This is a genomic window from Kribbella sp. NPDC004138, assembly GCF_053603655.1.
The window spans coordinates 100931-115385 of sequence record NZ_JBSGFZ010000022.1 but is presented as its reverse complement, the minus strand read 5'-3'; the positions used below and the strand labels follow the sequence as shown (position 1 = coordinate 115385).

Genomic DNA, 14455 nt, shown 5'->3' with positions numbered 1-14455 from the left:
GTTACCGGTAGTCCTCACGATCGTTGGTGTTCTCGATGCCCAGCGCGTCGCGCAGCTCGGTCTCCCGCTCGGCCATGCCCTCGCGGACCTGGTCGCCGAAGTGCCGGACTGCGGCGGCCAGCTTGGCCGCGGACTCCTGGACGCTGTCCGGCGCGAGGATCTGGGCGCGCTTCTTCAGCCGGGTGACGGCGTAGATGCCGACGGCGATCCCGACGATCAGCCAGAAGATCCGCTTCACCGCTTCCGCGCCTTCCGCTCGGCCTTCATCTCGTCCTTGACGCGCTTGGCGACGTCCTTGCGCTGTTGCTCGCCAAGTGCCCGGCGCACGCCGTACGAGAACGCGGCCGCCTTCACCAGCGGTCCGCCGGCGGTGGCCGAGAACAGCGACATCAGCGCGGCCGCGTTGGTGGTCACGGTGGTCGCGTTGTCGGTGATCGTGTCCACCTTCGCCAGCTGGGCGTTGGTGGTCGCCACCGTGGTGGTCACCTCGCCGAGCAGCGGGATACTGGAGTCGGAGACGCCCTTCACCATGATCCGGGTCTCGTCGAACACCTTGCCGAGCTTCAGGATCGGATAGGCCAGCAGGCCCACCAGGATGAGCAGCGCGCAGGCGGCTATCAGCCCCGCGACTTCACCGACGCTCATGGAAACGATCCACCTTCCGTAGCGACCTCATGCGACCTGACGCGAACTCTCCGCGACTCTGCGCGACTCTCCGCGTCACTGTGGACCGCCTGACCTTATCGCGCGGCCCTGTCACACTCCGCTCCAGGACACCATCCCTCACATCACAGTCCCCCACCAAACCGCAGCACCGGGGACGTGCGAGTTCCTAGGAGTTCCCGTTCTCGCAGGCGATTCCGTCGCCGTTGCGGTCCAGGGCCGCGGTGTAGCCGGGGTCGCCGCGGTACAGCGGCGCCTTGCCGGCGGCGCGGACCTCGGCGCAGTTCCGGTACACGACGGACGGGGTGCTGCTCGGGGTCGCCGACGGGGTGGCGGTCGTCGTACCGGAGGTCGGCGGGCTCGTGCTCGGGGGGGCCGGGGTCGTCGGGGTGGTGCTCGGCGTGGTGCTCGGAGTGCTTGTGGACGGAGTGCTTGTCGACGGGGTGCCCGTGGTGGGGGCGGTCGTCGTCGGCGCTGCCGGGGTCCCCGTCGTACCGGTGGTCGGGGTTGCCGTCGTCGGGTCGCTCGGGGTGCCGGTCGTACCGGTCGGAGTGGCGGACGTCGTCGTACCGGTGGTCGAGCCGTCCGGGGCGGCCGCTGTCCACGGGGTGGCCGGGGTCCAGGCCGTGCTCCACGGCGTACCGGCCTGCAGGGGCTTGCCGACCGGGAGCGACGGCCGGGCGCTCGACCGCGACGTACCTTCCGAACGGCCGTCCGGCGGGGTCGAGGAGCCGACTGACGACGGCGGCTGCGAGTCGGCGGTGTTGTGCGATCCGGTCGGGACGAAGAACCAGGCGCCGGCGGCCGCGACCACGACTGCCGCGACGACGCCGAGCTTCAGGAGCGGTAGGCGCCGACGGCTGTGCCGCGCTCCGAACTTCCGTGCATGTCGACCTAGGCGGAACTGCCTCACGAGAAAACCCTTCACCCCCAGGCCGAGAGGCAGCCTACCCAATTCATACGCTTCAATCGAAGCTCACGTTGTGTGCTGACTCGCTAACGGTCCCGCAGGATCTTCCGGATCGCCGCCACCCGGTCGGCGTACGACGCCTCGCCGCCGCGGCGGGTGGGCTTGTAGTAGTCGGTGCCGTCGATCACGTCCGGCGCGTACTGCTGCGGGACGATGCCGCGCGGGTCGTCGTGCGAGTACTGGTACGACGAGCCGTGGCCGAGCTTCTTCGCGCCGGCGTAGTGCGCGTCTCGCAGATGCGGCGGCACCGGGCCGACCTTGCCGGCCTTCACGTCCGCGATCGCGGCGTCGACGGCCGTGATCACCGCGTTGGACTTGGGCGCGAGCGCGAGGGCGACGACCGCCTGCGCGAGGTTGATGCGGGCCTCCGGCATCCCGATCAGCTGGACCGCCTCCGCGGCCGCGACGGCGACGCCGAGCGCGGTCGGGTCGCCCATACCGATGTCCTCGCTGGCCGAGATCACCAGCCGGCGGGCGATGAACCGCGGGTCCTCCCCCGCCTCGATCATCCGGGCCAGGTAGTGCATCGCGGCGTCCACGTCGGACCCGCGGATCGACTTGATCAGCGCCGACGCGACGTCGTAGTGCTGGTCCCCGGCCCGGTCGTACCGCACGGCGGCCCGGTCGACGGCCGTCTCCAACGTGACGAGATCGATCAACGCCCGCTCGGCGGTGTCCTGGTCGGCCGGATCGTCCTGCTCGGCCGAGGCGTACTTCAGCGCTTGCTCGTGCTTGGCGCGGGCTCCGCCGGCCGCGGCCTCCAGATAGGTGAGGGCGCGGCGGGCGTCGCCGCCGGCCATCCGGAGCAGGTGGTCGCGGGCGTCGGCGGCCAGCTCGAACTCGTCGTTCAGCCCGCGGTCGTCGACGAGCGCGCGGTCGAGCAGAGTGGAGATGTCGTCGTCCGTCAGCGACTCGAGCGTGAGCAGCAGACTGCGGGACAGCAGCGGTGAGATCACGCTGAAGAAGGGGTTCTCGGTCGTGGCGGCGACCAGGGTGACCCAGCGGTTCTCCACACCGGGAAGCAATGCGTCCTGCTGGGCCTTGGTGAAGCGATGGACCTCGTCGATGAACAGCACGGTCTCGACCGCGCCGGTCGCGCGAGACAGGTCCCGGCGCGCGCCGTCGATCACCTGCCGCACGTCCTTCACCCCCGCGGTGACCGCCGACAGCTCGACGAACTTCCGGTTGGTCTGATGCGACACCACCGCCGCGATCGTGGTCTTCCCGGTCCCCGGAGGACCCCAAAGCAGCAGCGACATCGGCTGGTCGCCCTCCACGAGCCGCCGCAGCGGCGAGCCCGGCGCCAGCAGGTGCTGCTGGCCGACCAGCTCGTCGAGGCTCCGCGGCCGCATCCGCACCGCCAGCGGCGCCGCCGTGTGGTCCATGTCCGCCAGACTCCCGCCACCACGGGCAGGCGCCGGCGCACCAGGAAGATCGAACAACCCATCACTCACGCCAGAAGCCTAACCAGGCCCGCCGACAGACCGCCCATCCGGCGGACGCGGCTACCGGCTGGGTCCGCCGGGACGGTTGTGCGAGCTGCGCAGGCTACGGGTGTCACGGCGAGTCGCGGGCGGCGGGGTGTCGAGCGAATCGGCGATGCCCTTGCGTACGGAGCGCAGCTGGGCCTGCGCGGGATCGAGTCGGGTCGCGACAGCCTGGTCGTGGTCCCGCCAGGCATCGGCGGTTCCTTTGACGTACAGCGCGATCGCCGGCACCCGCATCGCGAGCTCTGCCCAGAGCGGCGCACCCGTCAGCCCCACTCCCGCGCTGTAGGCAAAGAACGCCCCGCTGATCCTCGCCTGCCGAAAGAGCGTCGGACGCCGGTCGATCGGCGCCTCCTGCTTCCGGGCGAGGTAACGGCGATCGTCCATGAACTGCTGCCCCTGCTGGACCAGGTCGTCGGCAGCCCGCCGCAGCGGCTCACTGACCCGGACCTGCGCTCCCTCGGCGATCACGTCCCGCAGCACGCAGGCGCGGCCCAGCCGGGTCAGGGACTGCCCGAGCCATTCGTCGTCGCGGGCAGGCACATCCGCTCGCCCGCCGTACGCGTCCTCGAACTCCTTGCGGAGGTCCGCGACGGTGGTGGTCGGCATCGTCCGGCCGTCCATCGCGGCCCTGGTGACCGCCTGGGCGGACGCCTCCTCGAGACTGAGTCCCCACTGGTTGTCGGGGTCGAGTGACAGATCCGCCGCCGCGCCCAGGATCTGTTCGGCATCGGACCCCTCCGGATCCAGGCGTACGTCGTCCAAGTCGAGCCTGCGCCACCAGTACGCGAGCCGGTCCGCGGTTCTGCGCGCCTGGTCGGTCGCCTGCGCCGGGAACGACCGCTCGTACCGATCGAGGGCCAGGAGGGCCTCAGCGGCGAACAGGTCCACCACCTGCTGGGCGGCGGCCAGCTCGTCCCGGGTGGGTTCCCGCCGTTCGGCCCGCGGGATCACTGCCGGCCGTCCAGCTCGGCCTGGACTCGCTCGACCGCCTCCGCCCGGCGTTTGAGCCGGTCGAACCGCTCGGACTTCTCGGGGTCGGCCGGCTGGTAGTCGGCGTTCTCTGCCGCCTCGACCGGGATGTACCACCAGCGCCCGGCGTACCAGGTCGGACCGACCTCCATCCCCGCGAGCATCGGCGTCGCTTCGCCGGAGTCGAGCAGTTCACGCATGCGGTCTTGCGTAACGTAGTCGGTCACCTACCCGACTGTAGGACGCCGAGGGGCGAACACGAGGTGCCACGTGCCGCTGCGTCGCAGCAGGACGAGCGTCGGGACCTGCAGGACGACGATGGTCGCGACGGTGATCACCGGGTCGGTCGCCGGGACCACGGAGATCGGCAGCGTGTAGGCCACCACGACGCGCACGATCCCGTCGATGATCGTGGCGATCCCCCACCACACCGTGATCCATTTCCACGCGTCGCGGAACCGCGCGTTCGTCTCCCAGAGCCGATCCATCACCGCGGCCCGGCGCGCGAACAGCGCCCGGGTCACGACGTAGGTCATCGGTTGCGGGTGCCGCAGCGACCACAAGGTGATGCCCGCGAACGGCAGGCTGATCCACGCGTTGCGGACCAGCAGCAGGCGTGCGTCCCCACCCATCACCGCCACGACCGTGCTCGCCACCATGCTGATCACGACGGCCATCCCGAGCAGGTCGGTACGCCGGGTGCGCGCCAGCGAGACCGCCGAACTGATCAGCCCTGGGACCACACCGACGACCAATGCGGTCAGGTCACTCGCTCCGAGCGCTTTGAGACCGTAGAACAGCGCGAGCGGGAGGGCGATGTCGACGACGAGCAGCCAGGGGCCTTTGTGCGTGGGCATGCGGCGAGCTTCGCCGAGGCAGCCGTCGGCCGGCATCGAGCCGACGGCTGTTCACCCCTAGACCAAAGTCTCAGTCCTTCTTCTTCGCGGCCTCGTCGTCGTCATCGTCGTCATCGGCGGCGCGGAGCTCCTCCGGGAGGTCCTCGTCGTCGAGGTCGCGGAGTTCCTCGGGGAGCTCGTCCGCGTCGAACTCCTCGGGGAGGATCTCCTCGGGCTCGGCGCCCGACTCCGGCTTGATCGCGTTCCGGAGGCGGCCGAGGATCCGGTCGGCCTCGGTGCCGAACGGGTTGTCGTTGACCAGGTACGTCCAGGTCGCGGTCGGCCGCGGGATCCCGCTGGCCTCCTCGTTCAGGCCGTCGGAGCTGATCTCGGCGTCCGCGAACGTCTCGGCCGCGTCCTTCCAGGCGTCCTCGATCAGCGTGTCGAACGACGCGATCGCCGACTTGTTGAACTCGTCGATCGGCTTCAGGTGCACGATGCCGCCGGCCAGCGAGCGCAGGTGGATACCCTCGCGCAGGTCCGCGAGGTAGGCCAGGTGGTCGGTCCAGCGCCGGTCCAGGTGCCGCAGTGCGATCCGCCGCGCCGCGCTCTTCACCACGTCCTCGCCGACCTCGTCGACCAGCTCGTCGTACCGCTCCTTGGCGCGCTCGGCCAGCTCGGTCGCGGCCAGGTCCTCGGTCAGCGCCTGCTCGCGGGTCTCGAGCAGGATCGCGCGCTGCTGCCCGGTCAGCCGGTTGTACTGCCAGGTGGTCCGGTGCAGCTCGGCGTTGGCGCCGTCCGCGACCCGCTGCGCGTGCTCCAGCATCCCGATCGACTTGCGGTCGGTCAGTCGCCCGGTGTCGTCCGGGTGCGGCCGGAGACCGGACGACACGGAGTACCGCGTCACCAGCTCGTCGGCGAGCGAGGCGAAGAACAGCGATCCGCCCGGGTCGCCCTGCCGCCCGGCGCGACCGCGCAGCTGGTCGTCCAGCCGCCGCGACGCGTGCAGACCGGTGCCGATCACGTACAGGCCGCCGAGCTCGATGGCCTTGTCCTTGTCGTGCGTCTCGTCCTTGCCGCCGAGCCGGATGTCGGTACCGCGGCCAGCCATCTGGGTCGACACGGTCACCGTGCCCGGCACGCCGGCCTCCGCGATGATCGCCGCCTCCTCGGCGTCGTTCTTCGCGTTCAGGACGACGTGCTCGATGCCGGCCGCCGCGAGCTGGTCGCTGAGCTGCTCGGACTCCTCGACGCTGTGCGTCCCGATCAGGATCGGCCGGCCGGTCTCGTGCACCTCGCCGATGTGCTTGACCAGTGCCTCGTTCTTCTGGTCGACGGTCAGGTACAGCCGGTCCGGGTCGTCCTTGCGGATGTTCGGCTTGTTCGGCGGGACGACGGCGACCTCGACGTCGTAGAACTCCTGCAGCGACTCCCCGACGACGACGGCCGTACCGGTCATGCCGCACAGGGACTTGTAGCGCTTGATCAGCGCCTGCACGGTGATGCTGTCGAGCACCTCGCCGGAGTCGCTGACCGGCACCGCTTCCTTCGCCTCGACGGCGGCCTGCAGACCGTCGGGCCAGCGCTGCAGCTTCGCGATCCGGCCGCGGTTGTTGTTGATCAGGCTGACCTTGCCGTCGCGGACCAGGTAGTCGACGTCCTTGCGCAGCAGCACCTCGGCGTGCAGCGCGACGTTGATCTGGGTCAGCCGGTCGAGGTTCTCGTCGTCGTACAGGTTGTACTTCGGACGCTCGGGCCCGGCCGCAGCCTCAACCTCGCCGTCCACGTCCTCAGCTGCCTCGTCGGCCTCGCCGTCCGCGTCAGCGTCCTCAGCCGCCCCGTCGGCCTCGGCTGTCGCAGCTGTCTCAGCTGTCTCGGTCGCTGTCTTGGTCGCCGGCTCGGCGGCTACGGCTGCGCGTTCGCCAAGGGCAGCCTCGACCTTGTCGGTGCCCCGGTCGGTCAGCGCGACCGTGCGGCCGTCGCCGTCGATCTCGTAGTCGACGCCCGCGCGCAGCGTCCGGACCAGCTGGACGACGTCGTCGTCGAGGGCCTCGTTGCGGGTCGCGCCGGCCAGCACCATCGGCACCCGGGCCTCGTCGATCAGCACCGAGTCGGCCTCGTCGACGAGCGCCACGTCCGGCTCGACGGTGACCCGGTCCGCCGCGTCGGTGACGAGACGGTCCCGCAGCACGTCGAAACCGATCTCGCTGACCGGGACGTAGCAGACCTCCGCCTGGTACGCCTCGCGGCGCTCCTGCGGGGTGGACGCCTGGCCGACGTGCGACACGGTGACGCCGAGCAGCTCGTACACCGGGCCCATCCACTCGGCGTCGCGCTTGGCCAGGTAGTCGTTGACCGCCAGCACATGGACCTTGCGGCCGCCGACGGCGTACCCCGCGGCGGCGATCGCGCCGGCCAGCGTCTTGCCCTCACCGGTCGCCATCTCGACGATCCGGCCCTGCAGCATCGCCAGCGCGCCGACGACCTGGCCGTCGAACGCGCGCTCGCCGATCGCCCGCTTGCCCGCGTCCCGCGCCAGCGCGAGGAACTCGATCTGCTCGTCCTCGTGCAACCCGCCGGTGGTCCGCAGCTCCGCGACCGCGTCGGTGAGCTCTTCGTCGGTCAGGGAGAGGACCGATTCCTCCGCCTCGCCGACCAGCTGGGTGAGCCGCTCGTACGGGCCGAGATCGATCGAGCCGGGGCGCTGCAGCAGCCGGCGGAAGCGGGAAGCGATTTTCAGGGCCATGATGCAGGAAACGTACAGCCTCGGCCGGTCGTTCCGCGCGTCAGGTCCGGTGTGTTACGGCGTCCATTGGTACGGCGTGGTTCGGGTGACCGCGTGCAGGCCGAGTTTCTGGAGGATCGGGCGGGAGTCCTCGGACGCGTCGACCCGGAGGAACTCGTAGCCGCGGTCCTTCGCGAGCTGCGCGCGGTGCACGAGGAGCGCGCTGTAGAGGCCCTGACGCCGCCACTGCGGCAGCGTGCCACCGCCCCACAGACTGGCGAACCCGGTGCCCGGGTGGAACCGCACCCACGCGGCGGAAACGGCCGGGCCCTGCGCACCTTTGAGCGCGTCTTCGACCAGGAAGACGGACAGCCGGTCCGGGAACATCCGCGCCTCGCCCTGCAACTGCTCCACGATCCGCGCCAGCCCGCTGTCCCACAGGCTGTGCGTGAGTTCGGCGATCCGCTGGTAGTCCTCCGGCCCATCGGCCTCCCGCAGCCGGACCTTCGACGGCAACGCCGACGGCCGCTCCAGGATCCGGTCCACCTCGCCGAGGATCAGCGTCTCCGGATCCCCCGGCACGAATCCGGCACGAACCAGCCGCTCACCGACGTCGGCCGGCTCGTCGTACGCGTACGTCTTCCACTCGAACGGCAGGCCGCGCTCCCGGAAGAACGCCACCTCCCGCGCGATCACCGCGTCCGGGTCGTCCCCGAGGCCGCGCGGGGCCTCCACGAAACCGGCCCCGTCCGGCCCCTCGACGTACGACCGATGGACCAGACCCTCGTGCTCCTGCTTCCAGCCGGGGATCGCATCCGCGTCCGGCAGCCGGATCCGGCGGTGGAACACGTCGAGAAGTTCGTCAGGAGTCATCTGCGCAGTCAACCAATCAGGGCCTTCGGGCGTCCAACGAGTAAGTCCTTGAAGGGGGGACACCATGAGAATTCACCACATCACCCCCAAGGCGATCCTCACCGCGGCCGCGGTGCTCGCAGTCCCGGCCGCGGCCTTCGCGGCCCCGTCCGTCGCCGGATCGTCCGCCGCCCCCCGAACCGCCTCCCTCAGCTCCGCGTCCGTCTCCTGCCCGACGGGCTGGGGCTCGTTGCCCGAGGCCAACAGCCGGATGGTGCAGTCCCCGCTGACGAACGTCCGCACCGGCCGGCACGCGTGCTTCGACCGGCTCGTCATCGATCTGAAGGGCCGCGCGGCCGGGTACGACGTCCGGTACGTCGGCACCGTGCGCCAGGACGGATCCGGCTTCGCGGTGCCGTTGCGCGGCAGCGCCCGTCTCCAGGTGGTCGTGCGCGCACCGTCGTACAGCACGTCGGGCACGACGACGTACGCACCGGCGAACCGGCGCGAACTGACGAACGTGCGGGGGTACAGCACGTTCCGGCAGGTCGCGTTCGCCGGCAGTTTCGAGGGTCAGACGACGATCGGACTGGGCGTCCGCGCCCGGCTCCCGTTCCGGGTCTTCACCCTCGCGGGGCCGGGCTCGGCCTCCCGGCTCGTGGTGGACGTCGCCCACCACTGGTGACCGCCCTCCCAGCGGCCGCCCGATCCCACCCGGGCGGCCGCACCTGCGTCCTTAGGGCAGAACTCGGTTGAGCAGGTCGTAGAAGCTGTTCGCGAGGATCACCTCGTACGGATCGGTGAGCAGCGGCCCGAGTTCGGCCATGTCGGACGGCGTCCACGACCAGGCGCCGATCAGCCCCGACACGAACAGCGGGCTCGCACCGTCCCAGTTCGCGATCCGCCGGTCCAGCGCCGCCTTGAACTCCGCCGCCTTGCCGGGCGCGCCCCAGCCGCCGGTGATCGGGATGCCGCCCTGCCGGACGGTGAGCGGATCGCCGTCCCAGGTCTGCATGATCCCCTTGGTCGGCGTGTACTCGGCGAACCCCTCGGCGATCTCCTTGGACAGCGGGACCCAGGTGTTGTTCTCGCGGCCGCTGTACGCGTAGATCACGTCCAGCGCGGTGCGGCGCATGAACGAGCCGGTCATCTTCAGGTACTCCGTGAGCTCCTCGGGCTTCCACGAGGCGGGGTACGTGTACCCGCCGCCGGACGGACCGCAGACCAGCAGGTCGTTCGCGGTCGCGGTGCGCTGGAAGTAGCTGTAGATGTTGGGACCCGACTCGGCCAGCAGCGGGCTGATCGTCCAGTTCGTCGGCACCTGGCCGCGCTTCGGGTCGTCCCAGATCTCCCGCAGCCGGCGCTGGCAGTACTGGATGTTGTCGCCCTCGCCGAAGGTCAGCGTCACGTAGACCTTGTTCTTCGGCTTGTCGATGCGCCGGATCGGCCGGGGCTTGTCGGAGATCGGGTCCGCGGTGCCGGCGTGCACGGTGCCGTTCATGTAGAAGTCGGCCGCGACCACCGGCGAGCCGCCCTTGCTCGCGAGGTCGACGCCGTCCCACTCACCGGAGACGTCGTTCGCGAACCAGCCCATGTACGGCGCCAGCGTCGGGTACTTCGCGTAGTGCTCGATGAGCAGGTCGCCCGTCGCACCACCCGGCGGCAGCCAGCTCACCAAGGCCTTGGTCGCCACCACGTAGTCGCGGAAGTACGGGAACGGCTCGATGCGGGTCGGCGACGTGTCGGTCGCGGACACCAGGTACTGGTTCCACATCTCCACGGTGACGACGAGGGACGTCGTACCCGCGGGCGGTTCGAAGCGGTAGATCCAGTAGTTGCCGCCGTCGGCGAAGCGGTTGGCCTCACCGCCGATCGACGAGTGCGAGCCGTCGAACAGGTACGGCGCCTCCTCCGGGCTGTTCGGCTCGAAGCGGGCGATCTCGGCGCCGTTGGCGGTCACCACCACGTGCCGGACCGAAGCGCCCCAGCCGTCGTCGGTGAACGAGTCCGCGAACCGGACGTAGACGGCCTCCTTGCCGAGTTTGGCGGAGACGTCGAGGTTGTAGGTGCCGCGGTTCGACGAGTCGCGGATCTGCTGGGTCTCGCGGGCGATCTCCAGCCACTGGACACCCTCGACGTCGACCACGCGGGTCGGCGGGAGGCCGGCGAGCAGCTTGTGCGTGACCTTGCCGAACAGGTTGTCGAGCTGCCAGCGGTACGTCTTCACGCGGTCGTCGTCGAACATCCCGCGCAGATCCTTCACGATCCGCAACCCGTGCGCCTTGGCCTGGTCGGCGTCGGCGACGACCGCGTTCTCGAGGCCGGCGAGCGTCGTCGCCACGTTCAGCGAATCCGGTACGGCGGGGTCGTGCACGATCGCGCCGCGGATCCGGCCGCGGTACTTCGCGACCAGGTCGAGCGGGTTCTTGTACTCCTTCTTCGGCAGGCGCATGTCGGACAGCCAGCGGGCGTCCGGCACGCTCTCGGTTCCGGTGTCGTAGATGAAGTACAACTCCGGCTCAGTACGGTTGACGATGCCTTGCAACGTTGTCAGCAGGGTCTGGTCTCCCCCGCTGAGTTTGCTGACGTCGCCGTAATCCAGGTGCTTTGGGCGGTTGAACACCGGCAGCAGCCGAGCGGGGCTGCCGGACGTCGATGAAACTGCGGCGTGTGCCTCGCCCGCGAGCATCGGAACCACCCCGAACCCACCGGCCGCCACCGCGCCGCCACCCGCCAGGAACGTACGTCTCGAAACCATCGCGACCACTCCCTGAGGTTGACATCGATGTCAAATCAGCCCGGAATCTAGCAACGCGAAGAGAGCGTGTACATAGCTCACTACAACGTTGACCCGACTTTCTTGGAATCGTTTCCGCTGAACCGGTCCAGCGCGTCAGCTCGACGACGACGCGGACCGCATGTGGCATGTCTGTCACGCCGCGGGCGGCTTGCCGGTGGTACGGCGGAATCTGGCGCGGAAGGAGCCGTCGTACTCGAGCTTGGTGTAGCCGGCGGAGTGGACGCCGACAGCGAAGAAGGCGGTGAGGAGGAAGGTGATGCCGGCGATCAGGGAGATGTGCCAGAAGGCTGCCGTGAGGCCGACGAAGGAGGCGCCTTCGGCGACGGTTTTGGCCACGCTGACCAGGCGTGATCTGGTGACCTGGCGGCGGAACGCTTCCTGACGGTTGAGTACCAGGAGCGCCGCCAGCAACGGGATCGCGACAGCGAAAGCCACGACGCAGATCGTCGCGGTCAGGTCGAGTGGGGATGTCGTCAGGAACGGCTGCACGACGACCAGGCCGGCGGCGCCGAGTCCGCCGTAGATCAGGTTGGACTGCCGGATCCACTCCTCCTGGACCGCCGGATCGGACTTCGCCTCCTCGGCGTCCTCCCGGAGCCGATAGGCAGCCTCCACAGCGGCGTCCCCAGCCGCGTCGTCGGCTGCGCGGCTCCGCGCCGACTCGGTCTCCTCGCCCATCCGCCCGCCCTCCAAAACGACTGGTCCGCCGTACGGCGGCGAGCCATAGTAAGCGGGGTGCGGTACTACTACCCCGAGCACCTTGCGGCCGACCGGCGACTCGAACGCGAAGGCCTGACCCAGTGGAACGACCTCTTCGAGGAGGACCGGACCGACGACTTCGAGGCCTTCCCGAACCGGGCCTTCCTCGAACGCGTACTCCCGAAACAACCGGCCCACGTCCTCGAGTACGGCTGCGGCACCGGCACCGCAGCCTGCTTCCTCGCCGCCCGCGGCTTCCAGGTCGACGCGATCGACACCGCCATGTACGACCCGGCCCGGTCTCCACGTCGTCTCGCAGGACAGCGGAGACGTCGTGGCTACCAGGCTTGGTTGAGGATCTGGGCGGCTTCTGCCAGGGACAGGCCGGCTTCGCGGGCGGTGCGGGCGAGGTTGACGGCGGCAGTGTGGGTGGCCGCGTCGTTGATGTGGCTGCGCGAGGCCAGGACGAACGTGCCGTTGCGGCCGCGGGTCTCGACCAGCTGGTCGGCTTCCAGCTCCTTGTAGGCGCGGGCGACGGTGTTCACCGCCAGCCCGAGGTCGAGCGACAGTTGGCGTACGGTCGGCAGCCGGGTCCCGCGGGCCAGTTCGCCGGCCCGGATCAGCGCCTCGATCTGCGAGCGGACCTGCTCGTACGGCGGTGTCAGCCCGACCGGATCGACTGTGATGTCCATCCGGTCAGCATCTCAGGTGAAGTCCTCCGCCGTGTACGGCCGCTGCTCCACGAGGACGAGCCAGTTCCCCGAGTTGTCCCGCAGCACCGCCTCCACGCCGTACGGCCGGTCCGACGGCTCCTGGATGTACTCGACACCCTTGGCCGTCAGCTCGGCGAACGTCTTGCGGCAGTCGTCGGTGGCGATGCCGAACCCGTGCATCGTGCCCTTCGCCATCATCCGCTTGATCGCCGCCGTGGACTCCTCGTCGAGCGGCGGACCCGGCAGCGCAAGCTGCAGCTCCAGCTCGGGATGATCGGCGTGGTGCACCGTGCACCAGCGGAAGTCCGGCAGCTTCACATCGGTGTTCAGCACGAACCCGAGCTTGCCGGTGTAGAACGCCAGCGCCTCGTCGATGTCGTCGACGAACACGCTGATCAGGCTGATGTTGGTGATCACAAGTTCCTCCTGGAGATCCGGCGTCGGTACGACGTTAGGCCCCGGACTCCCCCGCCGGCTTCTCCGGAATTGCGGAATTCAGTCCGAGCATGAACACGAAACAGCCAGGAATCCGCGCGCCGCTCTGGGTCCGCTGGTACTGCGTCGGCGGCATCCCGACCAGCTCGGTGAACCGCTGCGAGAACGACCCGAGGCTGCTGTACCCGACCAGCCCGCAGACCTCGGTCACGGTCAGGTTGGTCGCCCGGAGCAGATCGGTCGCGCGCTCGATCCGCCGCCGCGTCACGTACTGTATCGGCGTCTCGCCGTACGTCGCCGCGAAGCACCGCAGGAAGTGGTACTTCGAGACACCGGCTGCCGCCGCCAGCGCCGCCAGGTCGAGCGGCTCGGCATAGTTGCGGTCAGCAACGTCCCGCGCCCGCCGTAGGTGCGGGAGCAGCTCCACCGGTACGTCGCTCACGCCGCCGAGCCTAGATACTTTCGGCGGGCACCGAAAGACTGGCGCGAGCACCGCGCGCCGGCGGATCGTACGGCGCATGAGAGTCGGACAAGGTGGGACCGGGCCAGGACCGCACACGCCGGACGGCAGCGCCGTCGAGCTGTACGAGCTCACGCGCGCGCACGGCGAGGACGCGCTGATCAACGCCGCGATCGATCCGGGCAGCAGCATCCTCGAGCTCGGCTGCGGCACCGGGCGGATCACCCGTCCGCTGGTCGCCTCCGGCCACCAGGTGGTCGCCGTCGACGAGTCCGCGGAGATGACCGCCCGGGTCACCGGGACCGAGACGATCCGGGCGACGATCGGCGATCTGCGGCTGGAGCGGAGGTTCGACGTCGTGCTGATGATGTCGTTCCTGATCAACGTCGCCGACGACGCCGAACGCCTCCGCCTGCTCCGGACCTGCGCCCATCACGTCCGCCCTGGTGGCGCGGTCCTCCTCCAGCAGGAGATTCCCGGCACCAGGCACGCCCCCGCGACCATGGAACGCGAACACAGCACGATGGTGATCTCCGAGGTCAAGGACCTCCCCGACGGCGTCCAGGCCGCCACCCTGACCCACACCATCGACGGCCGCTCCTGGTCCCAGCGCATCCTGACCAAGAACCTGTCCGAGGTTGCGCTGGACGCCCAGCTGGCCGAGGCCGGGCTGCGCCGCACCGGCTATCTCACTCCCGACAGGATGTGGGTGCGCGCGCAACCGGTCTGAATACCCGATCGACGTGTAGCTTGGCTCGCATGTCGCGCACGGTGCTCCCCTCACAGCGGTGTGAGCTGCGCGCGGCCGAGCTCAGGCGGTTGCTGCGGCAGCGCCGGGCCGGA

At 69.9% G+C, this 14455-nt stretch carries 16 protein-coding genes; 2 read left to right on the top strand and 14 right to left on the bottom strand.

Going from position 1 to position 14455, the window contains the following annotated elements:
• Position 1: 1 nt before the first annotated feature.
• From ACWEOO_RS28875 to ACWEOO_RS28835, 9 genes are all read right to left on the bottom strand, one after another.
• Complete coding sequence (locus ACWEOO_RS28875; RefSeq protein WP_452145700.1) at positions 2-238, bottom strand: DUF6167 family protein; 237 nt, start codon at positions 236-238, stop codon at positions 2-4.
• Positions 235-645: a DUF948 domain-containing protein gene (locus ACWEOO_RS28870; protein WP_359923521.1), complete on the bottom strand. Its 411-nt coding sequence runs from the start codon at positions 643-645 to the stop codon at positions 235-237. The genes ACWEOO_RS28875 and ACWEOO_RS28870 overlap by 4 nt, the downstream gene beginning before the upstream one ends.
• A gap of 187 nt (positions 646-832) precedes the next feature.
• Entirely contained in the window at positions 833-1576 is a 744-nt protein-coding gene (locus ACWEOO_RS28865; protein WP_452145699.1) for an excalibur calcium-binding domain-containing protein, read from the bottom strand.
• 83 nt (positions 1577-1659) lie between these two features.
• Positions 1660-3087 (bottom strand): replication-associated recombination protein A, encoded by a 1428-nt coding sequence (locus ACWEOO_RS28860; RefSeq protein ID WP_452145698.1) that lies wholly within the window; start codon positions 3085-3087, stop codon positions 1660-1662.
• Between the two features lie 51 nt (positions 3088-3138).
• Positions 3139-4074, bottom strand: coding sequence for a hypothetical protein (locus ACWEOO_RS28855; RefSeq protein ID WP_452145697.1), 936 nt, complete (start codon positions 4072-4074; stop codon positions 3139-3141).
• Positions 4071-4319, bottom strand: a complete 249-nt coding sequence (locus ACWEOO_RS28850) for a hypothetical protein (RefSeq protein ID WP_452145696.1) — start codon at positions 4317-4319, stop codon at positions 4071-4073. Before ACWEOO_RS28850 ends, ACWEOO_RS28855 begins: the two co-directional genes overlap by 4 nt.
• A complete protein-coding gene (locus tag ACWEOO_RS28845; RefSeq protein ID WP_452145695.1) occupies positions 4320-4949 on the bottom strand; it encodes a VC0807 family protein in 630 nt (209 codons plus the stop codon).
• A 70-nt stretch (positions 4950-5019) separates the two neighbouring features.
• Positions 5020-7674 (bottom strand): preprotein translocase subunit SecA, encoded by a 2655-nt coding sequence (locus tag ACWEOO_RS28840; protein WP_452145694.1) that lies wholly within the window; start codon positions 7672-7674, stop codon positions 5020-5022.
• A 54-nt stretch (positions 7675-7728) separates the two neighbouring features.
• Positions 7729-8526, bottom strand: coding sequence for a GNAT family N-acetyltransferase (locus tag ACWEOO_RS28835; protein ID WP_359923507.1), 798 nt, complete (start codon positions 8524-8526; stop codon positions 7729-7731).
• Positions 8527-8590: 64 nt separating this feature from the next.
• Between ACWEOO_RS28835 and ACWEOO_RS28830 the strand changes: the two genes are divergently transcribed.
• Positions 8591-9190, top strand: a complete 600-nt coding sequence (locus ACWEOO_RS28830; RefSeq protein ID WP_452145693.1) for an AMIN-like domain-containing (lipo)protein — start codon at positions 8591-8593, stop codon at positions 9188-9190.
• Between the two features lie 51 nt (positions 9191-9241).
• Here the strand turns inward: ACWEOO_RS28830 and ACWEOO_RS28825 are convergent, their stop codons facing one another.
• The 5 genes from ACWEOO_RS28825 to ACWEOO_RS28805 all read right to left on the bottom strand — a co-directional run bounded on the left by ACWEOO_RS28825 (position 9242) and on the right by ACWEOO_RS28805 (position 13594).
• Positions 9242-11263: a GxGYxYP domain-containing protein gene (locus tag ACWEOO_RS28825; RefSeq protein ID WP_452145692.1), complete on the bottom strand. Its 2022-nt coding sequence runs from the start codon at positions 11261-11263 to the stop codon at positions 9242-9244.
• A 174-nt stretch (positions 11264-11437) separates the two neighbouring features.
• Positions 11438-12202, bottom strand: coding sequence for a hypothetical protein (locus tag ACWEOO_RS28820; RefSeq protein ID WP_452145691.1), 765 nt, complete (start codon positions 12200-12202; stop codon positions 11438-11440).
• A gap of 140 nt (positions 12203-12342) precedes the next feature.
• Positions 12343-12696 carry a GntR family transcriptional regulator gene (locus tag ACWEOO_RS28815; protein ID WP_452145690.1) on the bottom strand — a complete coding sequence of 118 codons (354 nt, stop codon included), beginning with the start codon at positions 12694-12696 and terminating at the stop codon, positions 12343-12345.
• Between the two features lie 12 nt (positions 12697-12708).
• Positions 12709-13134 (bottom strand): VOC family protein, encoded by a 426-nt coding sequence (locus ACWEOO_RS28810; protein ID WP_363709058.1) that lies wholly within the window; start codon positions 13132-13134, stop codon positions 12709-12711.
• A gap of 34 nt (positions 13135-13168) precedes the next feature.
• Entirely contained in the window at positions 13169-13594 is a 426-nt protein-coding gene (locus ACWEOO_RS28805; protein WP_452145689.1) for a helix-turn-helix transcriptional regulator, read from the bottom strand.
• A 76-nt stretch (positions 13595-13670) separates the two neighbouring features.
• Between ACWEOO_RS28805 and ACWEOO_RS28800 the strand changes: the two genes are divergently transcribed.
• A complete protein-coding gene (locus ACWEOO_RS28800; RefSeq protein ID WP_452145688.1) occupies positions 13671-14342 on the top strand; it encodes a class I SAM-dependent methyltransferase in 672 nt (223 codons plus the stop codon).
• The last annotated feature ends 113 nt before the right edge of the window (positions 14343-14455 follow it).

Bases quoted from the DNA above. Each gene is read 5' to 3' on its own strand.
- ACWEOO_RS28800 (WP_452145688.1), top strand. From the start codon at position 13,671: ATGAGAGTCGGACAAGGTGGGACCGGGCCAGGACCGCACACGCCGGAC.
- ACWEOO_RS28870 (WP_359923521.1), bottom strand. From the start codon at position 645: ATGAGCGTCGGTGAAGTCGCGGGGCTGATAGCCGCCTGCGCGCTGCTC.
- ACWEOO_RS28840 (WP_452145694.1), bottom strand. From the start codon at position 7,674: ATGGCCCTGAAAATCGCTTCCCGCTTCCGCCGGCTGCTGCAGCGCCCC.
- ACWEOO_RS28825 (WP_452145692.1), bottom strand. From the start codon at position 11,263: ATGGTTTCGAGACGTACGTTCCTGGCGGGTGGCGGCGCGGTGGCGGCC.
- ACWEOO_RS28835 (WP_359923507.1), bottom strand. From the start codon at position 8,526: ATGACTCCTGACGAACTTCTCGACGTGTTCCACCGCCGGATCCGGCTG.
- ACWEOO_RS28830 (WP_452145693.1), top strand. From the start codon at position 8,591: ATGAGAATTCACCACATCACCCCCAAGGCGATCCTCACCGCGGCCGCG.
- ACWEOO_RS28845 (WP_452145695.1), bottom strand. From the start codon at position 4,949: ATGCCCACGCACAAAGGCCCCTGGCTGCTCGTCGTCGACATCGCCCTC.
- ACWEOO_RS28815 (WP_452145690.1), bottom strand. From the start codon at position 12,696: ATGGACATCACAGTCGATCCGGTCGGGCTGACACCGCCGTACGAGCAG.